The sequence below is a fragment of the Viridibacillus sp. KH_047 genome, assembly GCF_057838945.1.
Genome location: NZ_CM174479.1, coordinates 1,777,920 through 1,798,703, shown reverse-complemented (window position 1 = coordinate 1,798,703; position 20,784 = coordinate 1,777,920). Strand labels below are relative to the sequence as shown.

At 34.6% G+C, this 20,784-nt stretch carries 20 protein-coding genes and 1 pseudogene; 4 read left to right on the top strand and 17 right to left on the bottom strand.

Translation table 11 applies throughout. The annotated features are described in order from the left end of the window. Positions 1-78: 78 nt before the first annotated feature. From AC3IS5_RS09045 to AC3IS5_RS09025, 5 genes are all read right to left on the bottom strand, one after another. Positions 79-1,185, bottom strand: coding sequence for an ABC transporter permease (locus AC3IS5_RS09045; protein WP_489427500.1), 1,107 nt, complete (start codon positions 1,183-1,185; stop codon positions 79-81). Next, complete coding sequence (locus AC3IS5_RS09040) at positions 1,182-2,438, bottom strand: ABC transporter permease (RefSeq protein WP_489427499.1); 1,257 nt, start codon at positions 2,436-2,438, stop codon at positions 1,182-1,184. The genes AC3IS5_RS09045 and AC3IS5_RS09040 overlap by 4 nt, the downstream gene beginning before the upstream one ends. Positions 2,439-2,449: 11 nt before the next feature. After that, positions 2,450-3,382, bottom strand: coding sequence for an ABC transporter ATP-binding protein (locus tag AC3IS5_RS09035; protein WP_489427498.1), 933 nt, complete (start codon positions 3,380-3,382; stop codon positions 2,450-2,452). A gap of 132 nt (positions 3,383-3,514) precedes the next feature. Beyond that, entirely contained in the window at positions 3,515-4,147 is a 633-nt protein-coding gene (locus tag AC3IS5_RS09030) for a response regulator transcription factor (RefSeq protein WP_489427497.1), read from the bottom strand. Positions 4,148-4,150: 3 nt separating this feature from the next. After that, entirely contained in the window at positions 4,151-5,242 is a 1,092-nt protein-coding gene (locus AC3IS5_RS09025; RefSeq protein WP_489427496.1) for a sensor histidine kinase, read from the bottom strand. 194 nt (positions 5,243-5,436) lie between these two features. On the opposite strand from AC3IS5_RS09025, the gene AC3IS5_RS09020 reads away from it, so the two are divergent. Continuing rightward, positions 5,437-6,288: a lipid II flippase Amj family protein gene (locus tag AC3IS5_RS09020; RefSeq protein ID WP_489427847.1), complete on the top strand. Its 852-nt coding sequence runs from the start codon at positions 5,437-5,439 to the stop codon at positions 6,286-6,288. A 459-nt stretch (positions 6,289-6,747) separates the two neighbouring features. Here the strand turns inward: AC3IS5_RS09020 and AC3IS5_RS09015 are convergent, their stop codons facing one another. Both AC3IS5_RS09015 and AC3IS5_RS09010 read right to left on the bottom strand, forming a co-directional pair. Next, positions 6,748-8,466, bottom strand: a complete 1,719-nt coding sequence (locus AC3IS5_RS09015) for an alpha-keto acid decarboxylase family protein (RefSeq protein WP_489427495.1) — start codon at positions 8,464-8,466, stop codon at positions 6,748-6,750. Positions 8,467-8,948: 482 nt separating this feature from the next. Continuing rightward, positions 8,949-9,590 (bottom strand): 2OG-Fe(II) oxygenase, encoded by a 642-nt coding sequence (locus tag AC3IS5_RS09010; RefSeq protein ID WP_489427494.1) that lies wholly within the window; start codon positions 9,588-9,590, stop codon positions 8,949-8,951. A gap of 376 nt (positions 9,591-9,966) precedes the next feature. Between AC3IS5_RS09010 and AC3IS5_RS09005 the strand changes: the two are divergent. Continuing rightward, a pseudogene (locus AC3IS5_RS09005) lies at positions 9,967-10,104 on the top strand (IS110 family transposase); the annotation flags it as partial. Positions 10,105-10,544: 440 nt separating this feature from the next. On the opposite strand, the gene AC3IS5_RS09000 reads toward AC3IS5_RS09005, so the two are convergent. From AC3IS5_RS09000 to AC3IS5_RS08980, 5 genes are all read right to left on the bottom strand, one after another. Beyond that, positions 10,545-11,093 carry a GNAT family N-acetyltransferase gene (locus AC3IS5_RS09000; RefSeq protein WP_489427493.1) on the bottom strand — a complete coding sequence of 183 codons (549 nt, stop codon included), beginning with the start codon at positions 11,091-11,093 and terminating at the stop codon, positions 10,545-10,547. 234 nt (positions 11,094-11,327) lie between these two features. Next, a complete protein-coding gene (locus AC3IS5_RS08995) occupies positions 11,328-11,465 on the bottom strand; it encodes a hypothetical protein (protein ID WP_489427492.1) in 138 nt (45 codons plus the stop codon). 154 nt (positions 11,466-11,619) lie between these two features. Continuing rightward, positions 11,620-12,444, bottom strand: a complete 825-nt coding sequence (locus AC3IS5_RS08990) for an alpha/beta fold hydrolase (protein ID WP_489427491.1) — start codon at positions 12,442-12,444, stop codon at positions 11,620-11,622. A 62-nt stretch (positions 12,445-12,506) separates the two neighbouring features. Continuing rightward, positions 12,507-12,929, bottom strand: a complete 423-nt coding sequence (locus AC3IS5_RS08985) for a VOC family protein (protein ID WP_489427490.1) — start codon at positions 12,927-12,929, stop codon at positions 12,507-12,509. Positions 12,930-13,067: 138 nt separating this feature from the next. After that, a complete protein-coding gene (locus AC3IS5_RS08980; protein WP_489427489.1) occupies positions 13,068-13,697 on the bottom strand; it encodes a nitroreductase family protein in 630 nt (209 codons plus the stop codon). Between the two features lie 130 nt (positions 13,698-13,827). Between AC3IS5_RS08980 and AC3IS5_RS08975 the strand changes: the two genes are divergently transcribed. Further along, a complete protein-coding gene (locus tag AC3IS5_RS08975; RefSeq protein ID WP_489427488.1) occupies positions 13,828-14,172 on the top strand; it encodes a winged helix-turn-helix transcriptional regulator in 345 nt (114 codons plus the stop codon). Between the two features lie 162 nt (positions 14,173-14,334). Here AC3IS5_RS08975 and AC3IS5_RS08970 read toward each other — a convergent pair whose 3' ends face one another. Next, positions 14,335-15,501, bottom strand: a complete 1,167-nt coding sequence (locus AC3IS5_RS08970; RefSeq protein WP_489427487.1) for an MFS transporter — start codon at positions 15,499-15,501, stop codon at positions 14,335-14,337. 305 nt (positions 15,502-15,806) lie between these two features. Continuing rightward, positions 15,807-16,160, bottom strand: coding sequence for a hypothetical protein (locus tag AC3IS5_RS08965; RefSeq protein ID WP_489427486.1), 354 nt, complete (start codon positions 16,158-16,160; stop codon positions 15,807-15,809). A 463-nt stretch (positions 16,161-16,623) separates the two neighbouring features. On the opposite strand from AC3IS5_RS08965, the gene AC3IS5_RS08960 reads away from it, so the two are divergent. Next, positions 16,624-17,463: an ROK family protein gene (locus AC3IS5_RS08960; RefSeq protein ID WP_489427485.1), complete on the top strand. Its 840-nt coding sequence runs from the start codon at positions 16,624-16,626 to the stop codon at positions 17,461-17,463. Between the two features lie 676 nt (positions 17,464-18,139). Here AC3IS5_RS08960 and AC3IS5_RS08955 read toward each other — a convergent pair. The 3 genes from AC3IS5_RS08955 to AC3IS5_RS08945 form a co-directional block, all read right to left on the bottom strand. Then, positions 18,140-18,541, bottom strand: a complete 402-nt coding sequence (locus AC3IS5_RS08955; RefSeq protein WP_489427484.1) for a topoisomerase — start codon at positions 18,539-18,541, stop codon at positions 18,140-18,142. A 733-nt stretch (positions 18,542-19,274) separates the two neighbouring features. Further along, positions 19,275-19,901 (bottom strand): GyrI-like domain-containing protein, encoded by a 627-nt coding sequence (locus tag AC3IS5_RS08950; RefSeq protein WP_489427483.1) that lies wholly within the window; start codon positions 19,899-19,901, stop codon positions 19,275-19,277. Positions 19,902-20,133: 232 nt separating this feature from the next. Then, on the bottom strand, positions 20,134-20,514 hold the full coding sequence (locus AC3IS5_RS08945) for a hypothetical protein (RefSeq protein WP_489427482.1): 381 nt from the start codon (positions 20,512-20,514) through the stop codon (positions 20,134-20,136). Positions 20,515-20,784: the final 270 nt, after the last annotated feature.

The window sequence follows — 20,784 nt, the reverse complement described above, 5'->3', positions numbered from 1 at the left end:
AATTACTTCCCTAGTTTGAGAAAATCGAAAGATAAAAAGGGTACTCACATATAAAATGTAAGCACCCTTTTCAAAAGATTAAATTTGTTCCTTTTTCTCTAACACATTTATCCCTATGCCCATGAAGATGATTGTCATGAACATTAATATACTAAATGGAAATAGTAAATCTGTTATGGAACTACTGTTAACTGTGACGCCATTTAATAAATCCATTCCGTACTTTATTGGTGAAATTTTTGATAATGCTAACATTATTTTCGATGTTACAATTTCAAGTGGCCAGTATGATCCACCAAGCATAGCAAGTGGAACTGCCAGTACCGTCATAAAGGCATTAAATTTACCAGGTGTATTTGCAATTGCAGCTATGAATATGGAAAGTGACACAATACAAAGTACATATGGAATGACAACAATTAAGCTCTTCCAGTAGCCACCATAGAAATCGACGCCGACAGCGAAATAGAATATAGAAAGTACGAGGGTAATTTGCAAGTATCCAAGCAAGAAACTATAAGTTAAATTCGCTAGATAGGCTTTCCATTTTGGAATTGCTGACACCGTTACCCTTTCCCAAATCCTATCTCTACGTTCCATAACGATATGATTGACTCCACTTGCAATCGTATAAATAACCATGAATAGTGTAAAACCAAATAAGCTATGCAGCTTCTGATCAAACTTTAACGCATTTTCATTTCCCAAGTTTTTATAGCCAATTTTAAAACTTGGATCATCTTGAATTTTCTCAATTTTACTTGTTATTTGCTCTTTTTGTTCATCTGGAGATGATTGAATAATCGCATGCTTTAATAATATTTGGCTATAAATCGTATTCAACTCATTCCCCAACATCGGAGCATTCATAAAATCTGGTGCTACGATTAATTTATAACCTTCATCTTTTAAAGAAATTGCCACATCAACTTTGCCATCTTTGACTTGCTTAACTGCCTCATCCTCTTCATACATTGTGAAATCATATTGCGATAGTTTTTTTAACTCTTTCATCATTTCCGAATTCTGTTCGTTATTTAGTGTAGAAAATAAAGCAATAGGCTCCTTCGTTTCTTGACCAAGTCCCATAAAATAAGTAAATATACAAATGATGATAGTTGTTACAATATAAGCAGCTGGTTTTCTTCTAAATAATAAAAATTTCGTTTTTAAAATATTCATCATGATATGCCACCTCTTCTAGGAAAGAGTACAAACGCTATAACTAGGAGACCTATGCCTAACATACTTAAGTTAAAGACTAGATCGTGAATCTCAAGAAACGTCGCATTTTGTTGCAGTTTCAAATAAGCTTCAAGTGCTGCTCCATTCGGTGTCCATTTTCCAAGTGATGATAAAAATGACGATAGCTCACTTACTGGAATGAAACTCCCTCCTACTAAGGCAAGAATAGATATTATTGCAGCTGAAAATATATTTGAAGCTCCCGATGAATTGTTTCTATAATTTATCGCTGACAATAATGCTGCTAAAGCTCCTACAACAACAGCCAGAAGAAATGTAATTAGTACATATAATCCGAACTGTTCAAATTGAATATCAAACATAAAATGTGAAACTGTAAACAAAATAGTCATCTGAATCATCGCTAATAGAATAGTTGATACAATGATGCTACCTAAATAAGTTAATGGATGAATTCTTGCTAAGATAATCCGGTCGAAAATATTCATATTTTTTTCTAAAAATGCCAAACTTGCTATAGTACTAGCCATATATAAGATGAACATGACACTCATACTAAATGTATAATAAATTTTTGATGAGATACTCTTTTGGTTGTCTATTGTTTCAATATCAGACGCTACTACAATTTTAGGAATCGTTACTGCAGTATCTAAGTTACTAGAACTACTCAAATGTGATAGTAAAGAATATTGTTGTTGGAAATAATCGAGCATGCTCTTAGTAATCGATGAAGTAACAGGCTGGTCTTCATCTAAATAGACATTTAATGAAGGTTTACTTCCTGATAAAAAAACGGACGATAAATACTCATCAGTGAAATTCTTTGGAACGTCGATAATTACATCATAGTTACCACTTTTTCTTGCCTTTTTAAGTTCATTCGCATTTAGTTTTTTTACTGTTACAAATTTCTTCATTTCTTCATTTCCCGTTAATTGATCGAGCAACAAAGTTACTGGAAGCATTTGTTTTATATTTCCCTTCAGCTTATCATCAATTGGCATGTTTTCATTTGCCTTTTTTAGAAAGGATTCGAACTGTGCTTCTTCATCATCATGTTGAATAACAGCTATATCCAAATCTAACGTGTCACTATTCCCATCCATTATGGGTCCAAGGGCTACACTTAAAATTGTAATTAATACAACAGGCATTAACAGAAGAACTAGCAACTCTAAAGGGTTTCTACTCAATATTTTTAATTGTTTTACGATAAGCGCAAAGAACATTAGCTCTCCTCCTAATTTCGTAATGCTCTACCTGTTAAGTGTAAAAATACATCTTCAAGACTTGGCTCTTCTATTTGAAAACTATTTAATGCTACGTGATGCTGATCACACAATGTTAAGATCATAGGTAGAAAATTTGTGTCTTTTGCTACTGTTAAAGAAATCTCCGCATCCTTTGCTAATATATTCGATAACATTGGATTCAAAGTTAAATCCTCAACGAGTTGTTTAGAAGGTTTCTCAAGTTTAAGACGCATGGTTTTCTCAGAGGACAGAATAGCTTTTATCTCATCCTTTGTACCAGATGCAATAACCCTTCCCTTATCAATAATGTAAATACGATCACACAAAAATTCGACTTCCTCCATGTAATGACTTGTGTAAATAATTGCTGTATTGGATCGTTCATTTAATTTTTTCACTGTCTCTAAAATGTGATTTCGTGATTGCGGATCAATCCCTACAGTTGGTTCATCCATGATTAAATATTCAGGCTCATGTAATAGCGCCACACCAATATTTAAACGACGTTTCATACCACCTGAGTAATGTTTGACCAGTTTTTTGTTTTCATCTTGTAGGCCAATTTCTTGTAATACAATTTCAATTCTCTCTTTCAGTTTATCTTTTGGCATTTTATGAATACTTCCAAAGAAATGCAGATTTTCTCTAGCCGTTAAATCATTATATAAAGCTATTTCTTGTGGTACGACCCCCAATACCTCACGCAAAGAACTTTGATCTTTTATTATGCTTTTTTGGTGTAGTAATACATCACCCTTTGATGGTCTGATAAGCGTTGATATCATGGCAATAGCGGTCGACTTCCCCGCACCATTTGGACCAAGTAATCCTACAATCTCACCTGGTTCAATATATAAATTCACGTGATCTACCACATTTACTTTTTTATATGTTTTTGTTAAATCCACTACTTCTATCATAAATTACATCCCCTCTCTCCTTAATTACACTATATGTAAAATCATACTGCTTGCCGACTAGCTAACGTCATCAATCGATATGACCTCAGTCACATAAAAAAGCGACGAGATTATCGCCGCTTCTTTCATTACTCATACGAGATCATTTTTCACAGCATAAATTGCTAACTGTGTACGATCCCTTAAATCAAGCTCTTGTAGAATATGTGTCATATAATTCTTAACCGTACCAATTGATAAAAACAATTCTTCCGATATTTCTTTATTTGTCTTACCCTCACCTACAAGTCTCACTACATCAAGCTCTCGCTTAGTTAAAGTATGAACTGGTTGTGATGGCGGCGATTTTTTTAATAATCTGGGCATCAACTTTGCTGCAACATCCTCATGTAATACGAGCCCTCCTTCAAGGACACTATGAATAGCACTAATTAATTTATGAGGTTCTGCTGATTTCAACAAAAATCCATTTGCCCCGTCTTTTAATGTTTCAAACGCATACTCTTCGTCATCAAAAGTCGTCAACACTAAAACTTTAATTTGTGGGAATCGATTACGGATCCTTTTAGTTGCTTCTATCCCATTCATTTCTGGCATTCTGACATCCATTAATATGAGATCAATATGATGCTTTTCAAGTGCAGCCAGTGCTTCAACTCCATTACTTGCTTCCGCAACAATTTCAAAATCTGGCTCTTGCTCTACAATCATTTTCAACCCATTACGCACAATAGCCTGATCTTCAACAATCAAAATATTTATCATTCTCTATTCCCTTTCTTTTATTGGAAATGTACCTTCAACTATAAAATGATCCTCGGTCCGATTGACACGAAGTTCGCCTCCGATTTCTTCTACTCTACCCATCATATTCGTGAGTCCGAATCCGAATTCAAAAGCCTTTAGTTTCAACACTTTATTTTTCACTATAAAATGAACCTGACTTAATGAATTTTGTCTTAAAATTACTTCTACTTCTTTTGAATCACTATATTTCATCGCATTCGTTAAGCTTTCCTGGAGTACGCGATAGAGAACAATACTTTGTCTATTGGAAATCGGTGAAGATAACACACCTTTTTCAAACGTAAAGCGAATTTGTAAGTGACTTTCCATTTCAAGCTTTCGTATTAATTGAATAACAGATTGAATACCGCTTACTTCAGTCGTTTTCAGCTGTCGCACTGCATTTCTCGTTTCATCTAAACTATCTCTAGCCAATTCTTTTATGTCATTGATGCCTTTCAAATTATTCTCGATGGATAGAACCTCTAATTGCATTAACAAAGCTGTTAACTTATGTCCAACTGAATCATGGATATCTCTCGCCATTTTCGTACGTTCTTCTGCTCGAGCTAATTGTTCTTGCTCTACAAAAGAGCGCTTTAACGTTCGATACTCCCCTAGCAAGCCTGTATAAAGATCACCTTTTTCTTTCACATCCCAAAGAAGTTGACTTACAAAGTATGAACTTATACAAATCGAACTAAATAACACTAAACTTAAAAAAGGAATGAAATTTAATAAAGTAATTCCTGTACAAATGAAGACAAGCGAAATTATGTATAGTGTGTGTTCCCGAAGTTTTAATTGAAAAGCACCCTCCATTATAAAAAAAGCATGCATGGGCAATAGATAAACAACATCAATTGAAAGTGACGCTCCTATCGGGATTAATAACACCATGGTGAGATAATTAATGATAGGTATTTTACTAAGTGGGATTGTAAAATATAAGCACAAGGTAACTGTGGCTAAAATAATTGCGTTTGTTATGGACCCACCATTTAAGAAGATATGTATTAAAAATAAGCCAATCGTAAAAAGCAACGCAATATAACGAATAATTAATACTTGCACTCTTGCACCTCACCTTTATTAATATTTCATTCTATTAATTACCTCTATAGTTAAGACTTGAGTGTAGCAATAAAGAATGAAGCATTTTACGGTCCAAACTTGTTAGTCTGTTACATGTAATAATAACAAAATATGGTATCAATAAAAATATCTATTCGTTACCTATGTCTAAAATCAGTTTTTATCGTTTGGTTATGCTAATATATCATCTAAGAGAAGGTGATTTTATTTCAGAACTATTTACTGAGAAGCTAATATTCATTGCACTGTTTATCCTGATTATCCATTGTATCGAAACACTTGCATACGCTGTTCGATTATCGGGTGCAAGGGTTAAACTGCTTGCTTCTGCTTTATCCTTATTCAACTTGATGGTCATGGTTTCAAGGCTTGCTAATATGATGCAGCAACCTTTCACTGGAAGTCTAATTGATAAAGCACCAAAAGAAAACACATTAGAATTTGTCGAAAGTCAATTTAGGATCATTATTGCCTCTTCCACAATAGGTACTATCATTGGGATTCTTTTACTCCCAACTTTTATCGCCATTTTTTCTAGAGCAATTATCCATTTAGCCGAAGAAAGAGGCTCCATTCCGTCGCTGATTAAAAAGGGCTTCACATTTGCATACATAAAGCGCGGACTAAAGCATATCCACTTACCGAAACTTTCTTACGTAAAGGATATACGAATAAAAGATATTCCAGTAAAATTATTTTTCATCAATATGGTCATCACAGCTATCTACACAATTGGCGTATTATCTGCCCTGTACGCAGGGTTGATCTCTCCAGAAAGAAAAGCAACAGCAATTATGGCCTCAGGTCTTATAAACGGGGTCGCTACTATCTTGCTTATCATCTTTATTGACCCAAGAATATCAATTCTTGCAGATGATGTCATAAACCAAAGAGGCAGTTATTCGAATCTTAAAGGTATGTCAATTATGATGATGACTTCCCGCTTGTTCGGGACATTGCTAGCTCAAATCTTTTTCATTCCAGGAGCTCATTATGTAGCTTGGTTTACGAAATTTATTGTTTAAACTTGTAATGACTTAAATTACAAATTTCTAATGAACATAAAATAGAACACCTCTCAGTACGTTTATTAAAAAATCTCCAATAAATCTATGTATATTTCGCTCATAATAAAGAGCGTCCGAGAAAGTTTGAATATTATACGCTAGATGACAGTACACCAACTTCAGAGGAGTTAAAGCATTACGCTTCTTATGAATAAATGAAAATAACCTTAGGTGACGACTATTAATTATTCGCCACTCGAAAAAATAAGCGTATTCGATTTAAAACTCGAATACGCTTATTAATGCAGCTATAGAATAAAGATTGATTAAAAGTTTCCTTCAACCATCATTAACAGCAAAAAACGCCATTTTGAAAAAAGATATTGATCAAAATGGTGTTAATCTTTCTAATTAAGTATGGTATTTTTATTAAAGAATTTGATCATTTTAATGAGCCTTATTGAACTAACGCACTCGCTATTTCTGCCTGCGCTGTATCTCCTGCTTCTCCATATAACTGCGCATCCGTTGCATATATTCTGGGGCGTCCATCGGATTCCCGGCAATCATTTCAATGATACAGAGTTTTTCGGCACGTTCCTTTTCAGCTTGGGTTATAGCCTGATCAAGCTCTCCATAGGTCCGAACCGTAACGGTAAACGCATTGCCACCAAAGGCTTCAGCTAGCTTGGTGTAAGACCATCGAGGGATTTGGTTGTACTTTTGATCATCTGTTTGGACATTCAAATATTTCTCGATCGTATAACCACCATTGTTCAAGACAAAGATTATGGGCTTGCAGCCGTAATAAAGCATGGAACTGATCTCTTGGGCTGTCAGCTGAAGGGAGCCGTCACCCGTAAACAGTAGCACCCGGCGTTGCGGCGCGGCGATACTGGCACCGAAGGCCGATGGTGTGGCATAACCGAGGGACTCCCAGCCTCCTTGTCCAATATATGTTACATTGCTCGGCAGTCTCACCTCCGCCATTCCATTGTAGAACGTCCCGGTCTCGGCGATTACAATATCGCTCTCTTTCAGCATGCGCTGAAAACGGGGATAATAGCCTGCCGCCAGTAGAGGTTCGTCGGGACTAGCTGTGGCATGATCGTAAGGAAATGACAATTTCTCCACCACCCCTTTGCCCTTGTAACCCGCTTTCTGCACTGCTTGCAGCATGTCGGCTGCCAGAACATTCGGATATTCCGCCTCAGCAACCTTGACCATATCCGGTTGAATATTAACAGTCACCAGTGGGTTCAGCTTGGCGGTAAAATTTGCGGTGTTGGTGTCCGCCCATACCATGCCGACAGCAATGATACAGTCCGCATTTTCTACCATGTTTTGGACTTCGGAACTTCCGAAAGAGCCTAGGTACATTCCGATATAATTCTGATGGGTTTCGTCGAATGCTCCCTTCCCGAACATCATCGTCACAACAGGCACGTTCATGGCATCGGCTAGCTGCCGAACTGCTGTCTGAAGGCCGAAACGCATCGTTTTGACGTCCACTAAAATGACCGGCCGGTGGGCACGCTCCAGCAGCTGACGGACATGATCCGCCGCTGCCTGAAGGGTTTTTAAGTTGGACATTGGATTCGGCAGTATCGGCTCTTCACGGGCAGTGATCGGCTTGGTCACTAAATCATCGGCAACAACCAGGTATACCGGCTTTTTCTTTTCCTTCGCAATGCGAATCGCAGTCGGAATTTCAATCTTGGCGTTTTCCGGCGTAAGTACCGCGGTATAAACCGCAATATGCGAATACACTTTGCAGAAGACATCAAAATTTCCATCCATTAGGGTGTGGTGCATCAGCTTGTGCTCCTTTTGATCCTTATCAGGAGGCGCACCCACAATGTGAATTATTGGCACATGCTCGCTGTTGGCTCCCGCTATCGCATTGCAGGCGCTGAGCTCCCCAACCCCGAAGGTCGTAATAAGAGCGGAAATGCCTTTGATTCTTGCGTAGCCATCTGCGGCATAACCCGAGTTTAGTTCATTCCTTCCACTTATAAACCGGATGCCGTTATACCGCTCCAAAGTATCAAGCAGTGTAAAATTATAGTCCCCTGCGACGCCGAAAATTTCAGTAATGCCCTCCAGCTTCAAGCAATCGAACAAATACTGGCCAACCGTTTTTTGAGGCGTTCCGGATTGCGTGCTAGAGCTGCCCACAGTTATCATGTTATCCATCGCTCTCTCACTCCCTATCCATTTCTTAGGCTTGTTCTCACTTTAATAGTACCCTTTTATTGAACAGGCTATTCTGCCAACGGAGCGAGTTTATTAAGCTGGATGTCTTTTTATAAAAAATAAGCGTATTCGAAATATTAAACTTCGAATACGCTTATTACTGGTTTTCGATTAGCGAAAATCAATATTCCTTTACAAATTCAATAACTATTTTAGAATATGGCAAATATTTTACATTGCACTGGTAAGTACCTACTTTAAAAAAATCCCCTCTAAGAGAAAAACTACACAATTCTAAAAGTCATGTTTTATAGTAAATGAAAAGAAAGCAGATTGATCAAAACATTTTCTCTCTTGGTAATTTAGGATACAGTTTTTTAAAAGGTTTGATTATACTCTACTTGTGTAGCTCCACAATTCCTCCCATTTCTTAAATAAATAAGAAGTCGAAAACGATAAAAAAATCGCAATAAATTGTTATCTTAATAAGAACGTCTTCTCATCCATTGCGTCGCAACCCATTTTTCACCTTTGATAACTGATTCACTACCATGTAGAGTGAGCTTATTTAATGATGCATCCTGATAAAAATATTCGAAATATACCGCCATTCCTCTTTTCGGAGATACAGTAAGGTTAAGTTTTGGAAAGAAAGTCTCTCCTCCTTCTTCTACATCATTTAGGTACATAACTAGGGTACTAATACGATTATTATTTGCTGCTTCACTGTTTTCTGCAAAAAAATCATAATGTGCTTTATATTCTTGGCCGACTGTATAATTTAAAATATGTAACCCTTCTCCATGTTCAACAGGAACATTCATGATTGAAGCGATTCGTCTTTCGATTCTAGTAACAGCCTCACATTCTTCTAAAAACGTACCACTACTCGTCCGAATGCTATTTATATTGCGCGAGACACCAATTTTAGAACGTTCCATTTTATTTTTAGACATTTCAATTAACGTTTCACATTCTTCATTACTTAATACATTTGCTAACACGACAATAAGAGGCTCTTCTAATCTTGAAATAATTTGGATTTCTCTATCTTCTGTTACAATTGTGTTGCCAATGTTATTAAAAATTGTTAGTTCCTTATGTTCAACTGTTTGATCTGCCATATTTCTTTTCCCCATTCCCCTTTGGATATTATTAATATATCACACTTTTTTTATATTCAGTATTTTCAAAAAAAAAAAGAGGGTTGTTCCGTTTTATTTAAACATTATCATAAAAAACCTCGATTCAATTTGGAATCGAGGTTCATAAATTCCCTCTCAATCAACCCTGTTATTAAGCTTTATTCTACGAAAGCCCCCATTAGTTCAATAAAGAAAATCGACCAACTCTTAAGAGATGGTCGATTTTTTAGAAGAGAAGATACAATTCCTTTTTGCCTCAGAGTCTTTCGTCCAAGTTGCATTCCACTCCAACTTATGTGTCAAATTCGACTTAAAAAGAATGGAATTTTCATACCGCTTGTTCAACTTACCTGCCCCTTTACGAGCCTTCTATGATTTAAAACGCGACGAAGGTAAGCCGTATAAAGTAGCTATTATTGCTTGTGCTAATAAGCTTTTACACTGGATTTATGCGATTTTAAAAATGAAAACACCGTTCCAAGAAACTCTTTAGCAACAGTATTTTCAAATAAAACAAAAAGTCAGGTTCAAATGTTCTTGGATAAAAAAACACCCTATAAAAGCAGTGTGAAAGTTAATCATACGGTGGAACATTGAAATGCCACTACCAGCACCAATACACTAACAATCAGAATACTGGTTAAGTTAGTCACTACGTCAAAACTCTCTGGCCACAGCAGACCCGATAAGGAAGATATAATCCCACCGAATACAGGATTAAGTAAAGCACCCTTTAGCTAAAGTATATTCCTTCACAATCTTGCTTATAAATTATAAAAAGAACTACCTAAGTATCCCTAAAAAAGTGATAAATAATTTATATTAAATTTCCTAACCATTCGTTACAATAACTTTTTTAAATCAGAAGAATGACTTTTTCTTCTTAAGAGAGTGTATACCAGAAACATCATCGTTCTTGTCTACTTAATAAGCTTACTTTGCGTTTATAAAGTAAACTAGTTGATCAGTCCATTTGTCGTCCTCGTATATGAATCCTTTCCTCGTGCATTCATAAACCATTCCAACACCTTCTGCTAACTTTATAGATGCTATATTATCAAGGTTTATGTGAGCTTCTATTCGATGATAATTTAATTTTACAAACGCTAGATCAATGGCTGCTTTTACAGCCTCTTTACCATACCCTTGTCTCCAAAAGTGGTTATGAATTGTATATCCGAACCTTGCCCATTGATATTCTTCCCTCATAATTGTCGAAAAGTCTATAAAGCCAATATGAGTATTATCTACTTTTCTAAACACTCCAAATACATATACCTTGTCATCCTCAGCCATCTGATGATGTTTAGTAACTAAATCATGAAACCATTCTTTCGTACAGATGCTCATATCTAATTTACCTTCATCGTATTTATGTTGAGAAGGTAAACGATTTTCATATTGAGTACGCCAAGAAGAATAATCTCCCTCTTCTATTAATCGAATAACTAATTTTTCTGTTTCAGTTCTTATCTTATTCAATCGAACACCTCATCTAAAAATACTTCCTATTCTTATATAGTATATTCGATATAAGGAAATTATCTCCTTCTTATTAAACTAAACTGCTGCTTTAGTTCAATAAGAAAAAAGAGCCGTCTAAACAATCCATTCATTAAAATGTTCCCAAATTATTCTTTTCTCGAGGTAATTAGGCCACTATTTTCATAAAAAAATCGAGAATCTTAAAGAAGCTCGATTTAATACATAAATACACTATTCTTTCCAGTTTAGATTTTCCACATGCCAACCGACAATCTGGTTTGGATGGATAGAGTTTTTTTGTTTTGTGACAAACTCCAATCCATATAGAGGACCGTTGGTAACCAGTAATAAGTCTTCTTCATTTTTCATTTGAATTTCATCATTAAATTTTTTTTTATTAAAGCTTGAAATCTTATACGTTTTATTTTGAGAGAAAAGTTCTAACTTGAAGATAAATAGTCTAATTTTTTCACTAATTCCCACTAAGCTTTTAAATTTTAAAGATTTCCTTGCATTGTCCCTATTAAGCCAAAAATGTACTGATATACTCTATCGCTTTTTTATCCTGTACATGGGCATAATGATCACCCTTTAACATCTGAATTTTTACATGATTTGATTTTATTCCTTCCACTTCTTTCTTTACTTTTCGTTGCGCAGCTGCTGGACTATTTTCTCGATTTCCATAAAGAAGCAAACAAGGTATTTGAATTGTTTTTAAGATTTTAGGTGGATTGCTCCTATAAGCCGCTAACAACAAACTAATACCCGATAAATTACTTGATCGTTGGTTTTCAATGGCTTCTCTAATAAAAGGACTATCTTCAAATTTAAACTTTTCAATAACTTTCTTAATTTCTTCCTCTGTTTTAGGCTTCGGTACTTGCTCATCAACTGATTCTTTCCCTAAAAAACCTTGTCCAAATAATTTATGGCATATACTTATGATGGGTAAAAAGTATCCAGTTTTACCGAACATTTTAACAGGGAAACGATTAACCCTATCATATCCGATATCTAAAAGAATCAGTCGATCTACTTTCTTGGGATAATAGAATGCATATGCTAAACCAATAATTCCCCCTAATGAGTGACCGATGATAGCAACTTTATCCAAATGATTCTTTTCGATATAGCCATGAAGCCAGTCAGCCATATTCCTTTCTGTCACTACGCCTTCAATCCCAGTACTCTTCCCGATACCAGGTAGATCAATCATATGTGTAGTAAACTCTTTATGTAATGCATCCGCTATCGGCATCCCCATACTTCCTGACCATCCAGTACCAGGAAGAAAAATAGCAACCTTATTACCTTTTCCACTTACGGTTGAATAATATTGTAGCATTGTGTGCCCTCCCTCTATATATGTCAGATTTTCTTTAACTACGCTTAGATTAAGCGCTTTACCTATTTACTAATCAAATTCTTGACCTCTTTAAAATTTGGACTCAATTCACTCCACACATCAAATTGATTCCCATCTAAATCAGCAAAAACAAAGTTTCTTCCAGCATGACCTCTATTTTCAATATTCCCAACTTGCATTTCTCTTCCCTTAAAGAAGTTATGTAATTCCTCTAAAGCATCGAGCCCATCTACCTCAAATGTCATAGAAAAACGTTCATTGCCGTTACTATCGATGAAATTCGAACTTTGATTTTCTGCTGCCTTCACTAAGAAAAAGCTTTGATCTGCTAGATTAAGAATCACCTTCGCTTCGTCTTGATAGCTCAGTACAGCACCTAAATTATTTACATACCACTTTGCAGAAATGTCTACATTAGTTACTGGAATATAAGTAGTTCCAACCCGTAATAATTTATTGTTCATTATCCAAACTCCCTTCAGTTGTACTCTATATTATTCTATTAACAAAGACATTTTCCTCTTTTGTCCATTTTTTATAAAAATCAACAAAAAAAGCAGAAACAAATTAGTTTCTGCTGAATCTTTAACTTGCTATGTTATTTAGATAAAACGAGCAATATCTTCTAATGGTAAACGTGATGAGCCGAATGCTGGTGCAGCTGCTTTACCAATAGCGATTAATACGATTGGGAATTCATTCGCAGGTAATTCAAATCGCTCTGCAAATTTCACTTTATCAAATCCGCCCATTGTTACTGTATCGAATCCTTTTTCTTTTGCGATCAGCATCAATTGCATTGAAATTAGACCTGCATCAAAAGCTGCGATACCTTGTCTTACTTCTAATGGTGCAGCTGGGTACATACGCATTGTATTGTTGACTGTGATGTTCTTTTGTTCTTCACCCATATGGCCTTCTTCTACATTTTGTGTGTAGATTTTCTCTACGTTTTTGTACATTTCAGCATCACCTAAAACGGCAATAACTGCTGAAGATGTTTCAATTTGTTCTTGATTGTTACCAATTGCACGAAGTTCTTTTTTCGTCTCTTCATCTTGAATAACAAGGAATCTCCATGGTTGTAGGTTACTTGAAGATGGTGCACTAGTTGCTTCTTTAATGATTTCTTCAAGTTGTGCTTGAGTCATTTTAAAAGTAGGATCGTATTTACGAACTGATTTTCTGTCTTCCATAATTGTATATAAGTTTTTTTCTGTTGTAGTTGTCATTATATTTCCTCCTAAACTTACTTAATGTAAGTTGATAAATGAATCTTACCATTAGTAAGTTTATACGTCAATTAAAAAGTTTTATATGTTACAATAGAGGAAAATGCATTCACATGCGGGAGGTTGTTTTATGACTCAACCGAATTGTAAACATAAATGTAGTAGCTACCATCTAGCAATCGAATTTATCGGAAAACGCTGGATGGGAATGATTATTTATTCTCTGTTACCTGGTCCAAAACGTTATCACGAAATTCACACTTTAATCCCAGGAATTTCTGACCGCTTACTAACAGAGCGCTTAAACGAATTAGTAGATGCTGACTTAATCAATAAAAAGCTAATTGACTCTTCCATTAAAAAAGTAGAATATGAGCTAACACCAAACGGTTTGGCATTTAATGACGTCATTTTATCTATTCAGAAATGGATTGATCTATGTGATTTTGAAAAGCAAACGAATGAATCAAAATAGTTATAGCGTAGCTTACTATCTAAAAGTACGAAAAAAGCCATTCATCTAAGTTAATACTAGATGGATGGCTTTTGTTTATTTCATACTAGAAATTTCTATATTGCTGGTTACAAATATTTTTGCTTACTAAACCCTTTTAGAGTGGATTTGTTTTAGTTCGATTTATATATTTTTTAACTTTTTCTCATTTAAATAATCTTTGTAGACTAAAACAGCGACAACAATAAAACTTAGACTAACAACCCGGAAGATCATCTCTAAACTAATCCATTCAGCTAAAATACCTAATACAAATGCGCTAACTCCAACCCCAACATCAAAACTAGAAAAGAAGGTTGCGTTGGCTGAGCCACTTTTTTCTTCACTTACCTTTTGAACCGTCCAAGTTTGTAAACATGGCATAACTGTTCCATAACCTGCTCCAAATAAAATCGCCGCTATAATCAAGCCAATATCATTTGATGCAAAAGACAGCATAACAAGTGATAAAAACCCTAACATAGCTGACACAATGATGATAGACCACGGTCCCTTTTTGTCATACCATTTCCCTGTAAATGGACGTATTAAAGTTGCTACAGTTGCATTGATAAGGAAGAATAGAAAAATATGATCTATCCCCTTTTGCTTTCCAAAAAGAACTAAGAATGTAATAACCGCTCCAAACCCAAGTGTTGTAATAACTGTCAATAACGCTGGAAACCACACTTCTCTTTCAAAAATCATAGCCAAAAATCGAAATGGTTGCTTCTCACGCTTTACAGTCGTAGGAGATACTTTTACAAATTGAAGCGCAATTGCTGCCAATAAACTAAGTACTACGGAGGACCAAATTAAAATATCGAAGGAAAACGACTCATATATAAGGATACCGATACTCGGTGCAATGATAGCCCCGACCGTTGTAGAGATAGAAAAGTACCCCATGCCTTCTCCTAACCGTGTCTTAGGAATTAAATCGACTACCATTGTACTATTGGCTGTAGTTGATACCCCCCACGCTGCACCATGGAAAATTCGTAACAATAGAAAAAGCCATACAAAATTAAGAAAAGGATACAGCATTGTAATAATCATTAAAGCTGCACTGGCACCAATGGCTAGATTTTTCCGTTGATTATCAATTAAATAGTACCCTACAAAAGGTCTGATTAGAACAGCACCTATCGTAAATAATGTTGTCACTAACCCTACTTGAATGGAGGATGCATTCATGCTTATCAAATAGGCTGGCAAAATAGGCAGCAACATTTCAAACCCTATAAAAACTAAAAAGTTGCTAATAAATATGAATATAAATGGTTTATTAAAGATTCTTTGATTTTTCATCTAACTATTCCTCGCTTCTAAATTATTTTCTAAGTTAGAAGCGTTAGGATCACTGAAACGTTTTTCAATTGTCTAAGGTTTTTAGTCAATTGGTTCACCCTCTTTATTTAATAATATTTGGACAAATATAATTTTTAGATTATATCAAACTTTAACAATCTAAACAAATCAAGTGATAATAAAGCAGTTTAATTTTGTATATAGAAACACAATAACCATCTATCAGTCACTTGATAGATGGTTACTAAAGAGGTTTGAAAATATCATTTTTTAATTTCGGAATGCAAATCGCTATTAATAGCCCACTAATAAAAATTAGCTATTCGGAAATGGAACCAGTGAATTCCTACTACACTAGAAGATGAACAAACACCTTCAAACTGTACACGATTATTTTCATATAAAATTGGTCCAATGACATTTATATCATTGCCTATTTGATTGGACAATCGAAGAACTTCAAACACCGATTTTTCTGGTTCCTCAATCATGAGAGAGGTCTCGCAATTTAACTCAAACAATGTATCATCTTTCCAATATGGTTGTAGTGATACCACTTCAAAATCCCCAATTTCTTGCTTTACTCGCTTGATGACCTTTTGAGCTTTTTCTTTCGACGATGCTTTAATAAACATACGCCATTTAATAGTCTTAAACATCTTTGTCTCCAGAACTGTTTTTTTAATAAAGATTGATTATTTTAAATCTCCCTATTCCACTAAAGCACCTGTTAGTTGAATAAGCACCTTTTCTTCTACTGCACATTTTGTTCGCACTGTGGCTTACTGTTTTTTCTTCTGAAATAACTGAAAGTTCTGTATAATAATTATTAGGTGTAAATTCCATTGTGAAAAAAGAAGAAGATTTATGAATATTTTGAGTGGAACAATAGCTTTATCAACATCTTTTATTTTGTTCATCTATTTATATGGTCTAAAAGCTGATTACTCGGTTAAATACAGTTCAGGCTTTTTCTTTTTTCCAATCTTCAACAAACGGTCCATTTTGATGATTACCTTTTTGTAGGTGGCAATAATTAAGAGGGATTTCAAGGACTCTTATTTATTTAGATGCAAGTGCATAAAACTGAAATCCAGAAAATAAAATATGGGAGTGAATCAGATGAATAAAATTATTGGTGTTGATGCCGGCAGTACAAAAATGTTAATGACGGCAGAGTATGAGGGTGAATATATTGATAAGACAGTGCCTACAGGTTCCGATGTAACGCCAGAGTATCTAAAAAGCGAAATTTTTAAATTTATAGATCGTTTACCGTTCGTACCCGAAGGAATGGGTATGGGCGTTGTAGGACTTGTTGAAGATGAAACATTAAAAATGAGTCATCTTAAGAATTTGTGTGGTATGAAAACGGAGTACTTCAGTACTGAAACCTTTAAAGCACATTTTATAAATGATGTAAAAGCCGCTATGGTTTGTGAGGAACAATTTTATAGTCAAAATACAGCTTTTGCATTAATAATGGCAGGCACAGGTTTTGCAATGTCAGTTCGAACACAGGGAGTAAATGTGTTAGGTCAAGATGGTTGGGCCGGAGAAATTGGATCTAGTCCTTATCCTATAAATGGAGAAATTAAAACATTAGATGGTATATCAGGTGGAATGGCAATACTTAATAAAGCAGGCTGCAGTATTGATGAGTTGTTAAAAGCTCTAAACAATAACGAGAAATTTGCTACGGATATTATTAAGCAAGGGGGTTATTACTTCGGCTTGGCATTAAGCAATGTCATACATACATTTAATCCGAAATTCATTGTTGTTGGGGGAGGATGTACTAAATTTAAAGGATATATGGATCAAGCGATCTTAACGGCTAAACAATATACATTAGAAGATATGTTTAATAATTGTAAGATCATTGAACCTTCTGATGCCAAAAGAATTGTTGCTCTAGGAGCTGCTAAATTTGCTGAAATAAAACTAAATCCAGAATATTAAGGGATTGTGTATCCTTAGGTCTCACTTCTAAAATGACACAATTTTCCGCGTGCCAACTCGTTAGGTAATCGTGCACCATAAAATAAATGCCTCTTTTTATTTGCTTCCTTCTATGTAATTATAGGCGTTTGTGTTTTCCTAATAGGGGTATTTAAGACTGCTCCTAAAACATTTTGGTTATGAGTGCTTTTTCCATTCTTTAGGTTCTTCAAGAAAGTAGTAAAATTTAAAAACCAGAAAACGCCTAATAATGGAATGACAAGCAAAAGAATAAATAACATAAATTAGTCCTCTCCTTCCCATTAACAAAGTCTTATTGAACTAACCTGCCCTGTTAGTACAATAAGCGGTCTCGTCAGATTTATGCGGATTTACAACGATAAGACTTCAATTTTTATACACGATTTTATTCATCAAAGAGGATGGTGCAACATTACTTCAAATGCTTCACAACCTTTGCTATGACTGACTTTTAACAAAAGTGCATAAAACAACGTATAAACAATGTTCATAAGAAAATCCACGAACGTTGATTTCACAACATTCGTGGATTTTTGGTGTATTTCCAAACTTTCATTTGGGAACGTTTTTTGTATCGAGATGAATATAAAATATGTAGTTAATTATAAAGCAACTGTACTTTTAAGGTTGATTGTATCCTTTAATAACTTCTGCGTTAGTATTTCTCAATTTTTATTGTTATATCTTCTTTGCTAATTGTTACGTTTTCTGTTTCAGAAACTTTCTTTATAGAATCTTCAGCTATTTGTTGAATCATCGTATCATCAACTTTTACATCCTTTGGGAAACTTACTGATACATCAATAATTCCTTTAACAGGATTACCACCTAACATTATTGCTATTGACTCACTATCAATTTCTGTTTGTTCTGTAATAGATACTATTATTTCATTTTTTAATTCTGATAATAAATTTGATTCTGATTCTGATAATAAATTTGTATCATTTTCCCCGTTTTTCGAATCATCTAATACTTTCACTTCCGGCTCTCCATTACACCCAACTAACAAAATTGAAATTAATACAATTCCTGAAATTATAGCTTTTTTCAACACTTCTACTTCCCCTTTCGAAATAAATTACAAATTCTGCAACAATTCTCAATACATAGGTTTAATGATATATATTGGTAAAAAGTTTCAATTTAAAACATAATATTGTTCAACTAACCTGCCCCTTTAGTTTAAGTACATTTTTTCACAATCTCTTTAAAGTGTTTTTAAAGTAAATACTACAAAAATCCCCTCTAAGAAAAATATAGAGGAGATTTTAAGTAATCAATCTTTATTATAAATTATCAACATTATTACAACGTAACTCTTAAATCGGCACAGCTTTCGAATTGAGGATCGTGCCATTCAGCGACAAGACATTACTCAAATCATTATCATTCCTCCGGCCCCTGACGATACCCTTCACATAGAAATTTTGCAACTCTATTTGAAGAAAACCAATACCAATAGAGCTTCGCTATGCCTTACATTCATCTTTTATAAATACGACAATCAAATCTAATTTACTTAAAGCTTTTAGAAACAGATCACTTGCTCTCCAAAATGCTCACACATTTGCTCACATAATTATTTTTTTGAGTTAATTTTATTTAACTCAGTTAATTTGAGAATTGCTTAAAGCCTTGATAAATCAGACTTAATCGAACTGCATTTACTGAGTTAAACCAGTTTGATTAAGTGACTTTAGCCGTCTTGGATTAACGCTCTCGTTTGTTTTATGACAACCCTTAATTCATTTTAATTATAAATGTTCCTTAGGAGTTAAGAGATTATGCTATTCTATTGGCTTAACCTTGTATCTCAAAACTGTTTTTAATTTTGCAGATTCAACTTTTCTAAAATCTGAAAGATATACTTCCTTATGTTGTAATGAAGTTCTTTCAAGATTATTATTTTTTATAAATTCATTCATTATTTCAAAACTTTGAGGTTCGTTATCATATGGACCAATATGAAGCATTTGTACAGATAAACCATCTTGAAATATATCGAACTTTACATCTTTTAGGAATGGATGTGGTTTCTTTTTTTCTACGTTTTCGAATGCTCTCTCTACTATTTCATTTGTTACAAAATCTGGTTGTCTGATCATAATAGTATATAACAATTCATCTTTATTTAATGTATCTAATTTCCTTCCCTTTTCTGTTAAATCCCAAATGCCTTCTAATGGATATACAGTATATTCAAAATAACCATCTGGAGTGTATCCTTGCTTCGGCATCATTCTGACCGCATAAGCCAAAGAATAAAGAACTCCTATCTTTTCAGCGAATTCAGGCTCATTTGGATTTCCTTTTCCCCTTATCAAAAAAAATTTCTGTTCTGGAATTGTTACAAGTTCAGGTTTTTGTTTTGGGATATATAAATTCTTCTCTTGTTTTCTCCATTCGTATTTCATTTGCTTGTGTCCCTTCTATATATTATTTTCATTATGTTTGAGTACTACCTCAACGTCCTTCTAAATAAACCTTCTTATTCATCTAACCAGCCTAGTTATTTGAATTAAAAAAGAGCTGTCTGAACAGCTCAACAATTCTCCACTAAAGCCCCTATAGTTTAAGTACATCATTTCACAAACTCAAATAAGCTGTCTAAATGAAAGCTAATCTTCTACTATTAGACCCGTTAATCTATTTAGTTATTAGTTCTTTATTGGAAAGATCATCAATCGCTTGAATAGCTAGTTCCAACGCTTTAATTCTTCTTTCTAAAAGCGTTCTTTGGGGACTACCAGCCTTTGACTTAACATAAATATTCTCAATTGATGGAAATAAACCAGAAAGAACATTGCGAGCCTCTGATAAATCTTCCTGGGTGTAATAATGAGGGCTTTGATTCCAAACGTTTTCTAGCATTGCTAAGCCGATGCAAACAGCTTTGAGTCGTTTCTTTACTAAAGTAGTATTTACGCCCTTCTGAGTCATCTGGGACAAGGCATTTTCGAGTTTACTGATTGTCGATTGAAAAGATTTTATTGATTCCAATTTATCTACATTTGATACGTTATCCATAATAGTACTGTCCTTTCTACGTTTCTGAATTATTATGCTTGATATTTGATAAAATAGTTAAGAACTTGATATCACTAGCAATATTTTAACATAAATAACTATCTCTCTTTGAGAGGGATTTTCAACAATCTGGCCCAATTGTTGAACACACGTTAAATAATACTCTTCAACTAAACTTCCCCGTTATTTGAATAAGAAAAAAGAGCCGTCTATACAGCTCAAAGATCTTCTACTAAAGCACCCCATTCGTATTATAAGGTCAGCCAGAGA

What these genes read in the sequence shown, in the direction of transcription:
- AC3IS5_RS09035 (WP_489427498.1), bottom strand. Translation starts at nt 3,382, where the DNA reads ATGATAGAAGTAGTGGATTTAACAAAAACATATAAAAAAGTAAATGTG.
- AC3IS5_RS08995 (WP_489427492.1), bottom strand. Translation starts at nt 11,465, where the DNA reads ATGAAAAATGAAGAAGACTTATTACTGGTTACCAACGGTCCTCTATAT.
- AC3IS5_RS08945 (WP_489427482.1), bottom strand. Translation starts at nt 20,514, where the DNA reads ATGGATAACGTATCAAATGTAGATAAATTGGAATCAATAAAATCTTTT.
- AC3IS5_RS09045 (WP_489427500.1), bottom strand. Translation starts at nt 1,185, where the DNA reads ATGATGAATATTTTAAAAACGAAATTTTTATTATTTAGAAGAAAACCA.
- AC3IS5_RS09015 (WP_489427495.1), bottom strand. Translation starts at nt 8,466, where the DNA reads ATGGATAACATGATAACTGTGGGCAGCTCTAGCACGCAATCCGGAACG.
- AC3IS5_RS08985 (WP_489427490.1), bottom strand. Translation starts at nt 12,929, where the DNA reads ATGAACAATAAATTATTACGGGTTGGAACTACTTATATTCCAGTAACT.
- AC3IS5_RS08990 (WP_489427491.1), bottom strand. Translation starts at nt 12,444, where the DNA reads ATGCTACAATATTATTCAACCGTAAGTGGAAAAGGTAATAAGGTTGCT.
- AC3IS5_RS08950 (WP_489427483.1), bottom strand. Translation starts at nt 19,901, where the DNA reads ATGAAATACGAATGGAGAAAACAAGAGAAGAATTTATATATCCCAAAA.
- AC3IS5_RS09010 (WP_489427494.1), bottom strand. Translation starts at nt 9,590, where the DNA reads ATGGCAGATCAAACAGTTGAACATAAGGAACTAACAATTTTTAATAAC.
- AC3IS5_RS09020 (WP_489427847.1), top strand. Translation starts at nt 5,437, where the DNA reads ATGCTAATATATCATCTAAGAGAAGGTGATTTTATTTCAGAACTATTT.
- AC3IS5_RS08970 (WP_489427487.1), bottom strand. Translation starts at nt 15,501, where the DNA reads ATGAAAAATCAAAGAATCTTTAATAAACCATTTATATTCATATTTATT.
- AC3IS5_RS08975 (WP_489427488.1), top strand. Translation starts at nt 13,828, where the DNA reads ATGACTCAACCGAATTGTAAACATAAATGTAGTAGCTACCATCTAGCA.
- AC3IS5_RS09040 (WP_489427499.1), bottom strand. Translation starts at nt 2,438, where the DNA reads ATGTTCTTTGCGCTTATCGTAAAACAATTAAAAATATTGAGTAGAAAC.
- AC3IS5_RS08960 (WP_489427485.1), top strand. Translation starts at nt 16,624, where the DNA reads ATGAATAAAATTATTGGTGTTGATGCCGGCAGTACAAAAATGTTAATG.
- AC3IS5_RS09030 (WP_489427497.1), bottom strand. Translation starts at nt 4,147, where the DNA reads ATGATAAATATTTTGATTGTTGAAGATCAGGCTATTGTGCGTAATGGG.
- AC3IS5_RS08965 (WP_489427486.1), bottom strand. Translation starts at nt 16,160, where the DNA reads ATGTTTAAGACTATTAAATGGCGTATGTTTATTAAAGCATCGTCGAAA.
- AC3IS5_RS08980 (WP_489427489.1), bottom strand. Translation starts at nt 13,697, where the DNA reads ATGACAACTACAACAGAAAAAAACTTATATACAATTATGGAAGACAGA.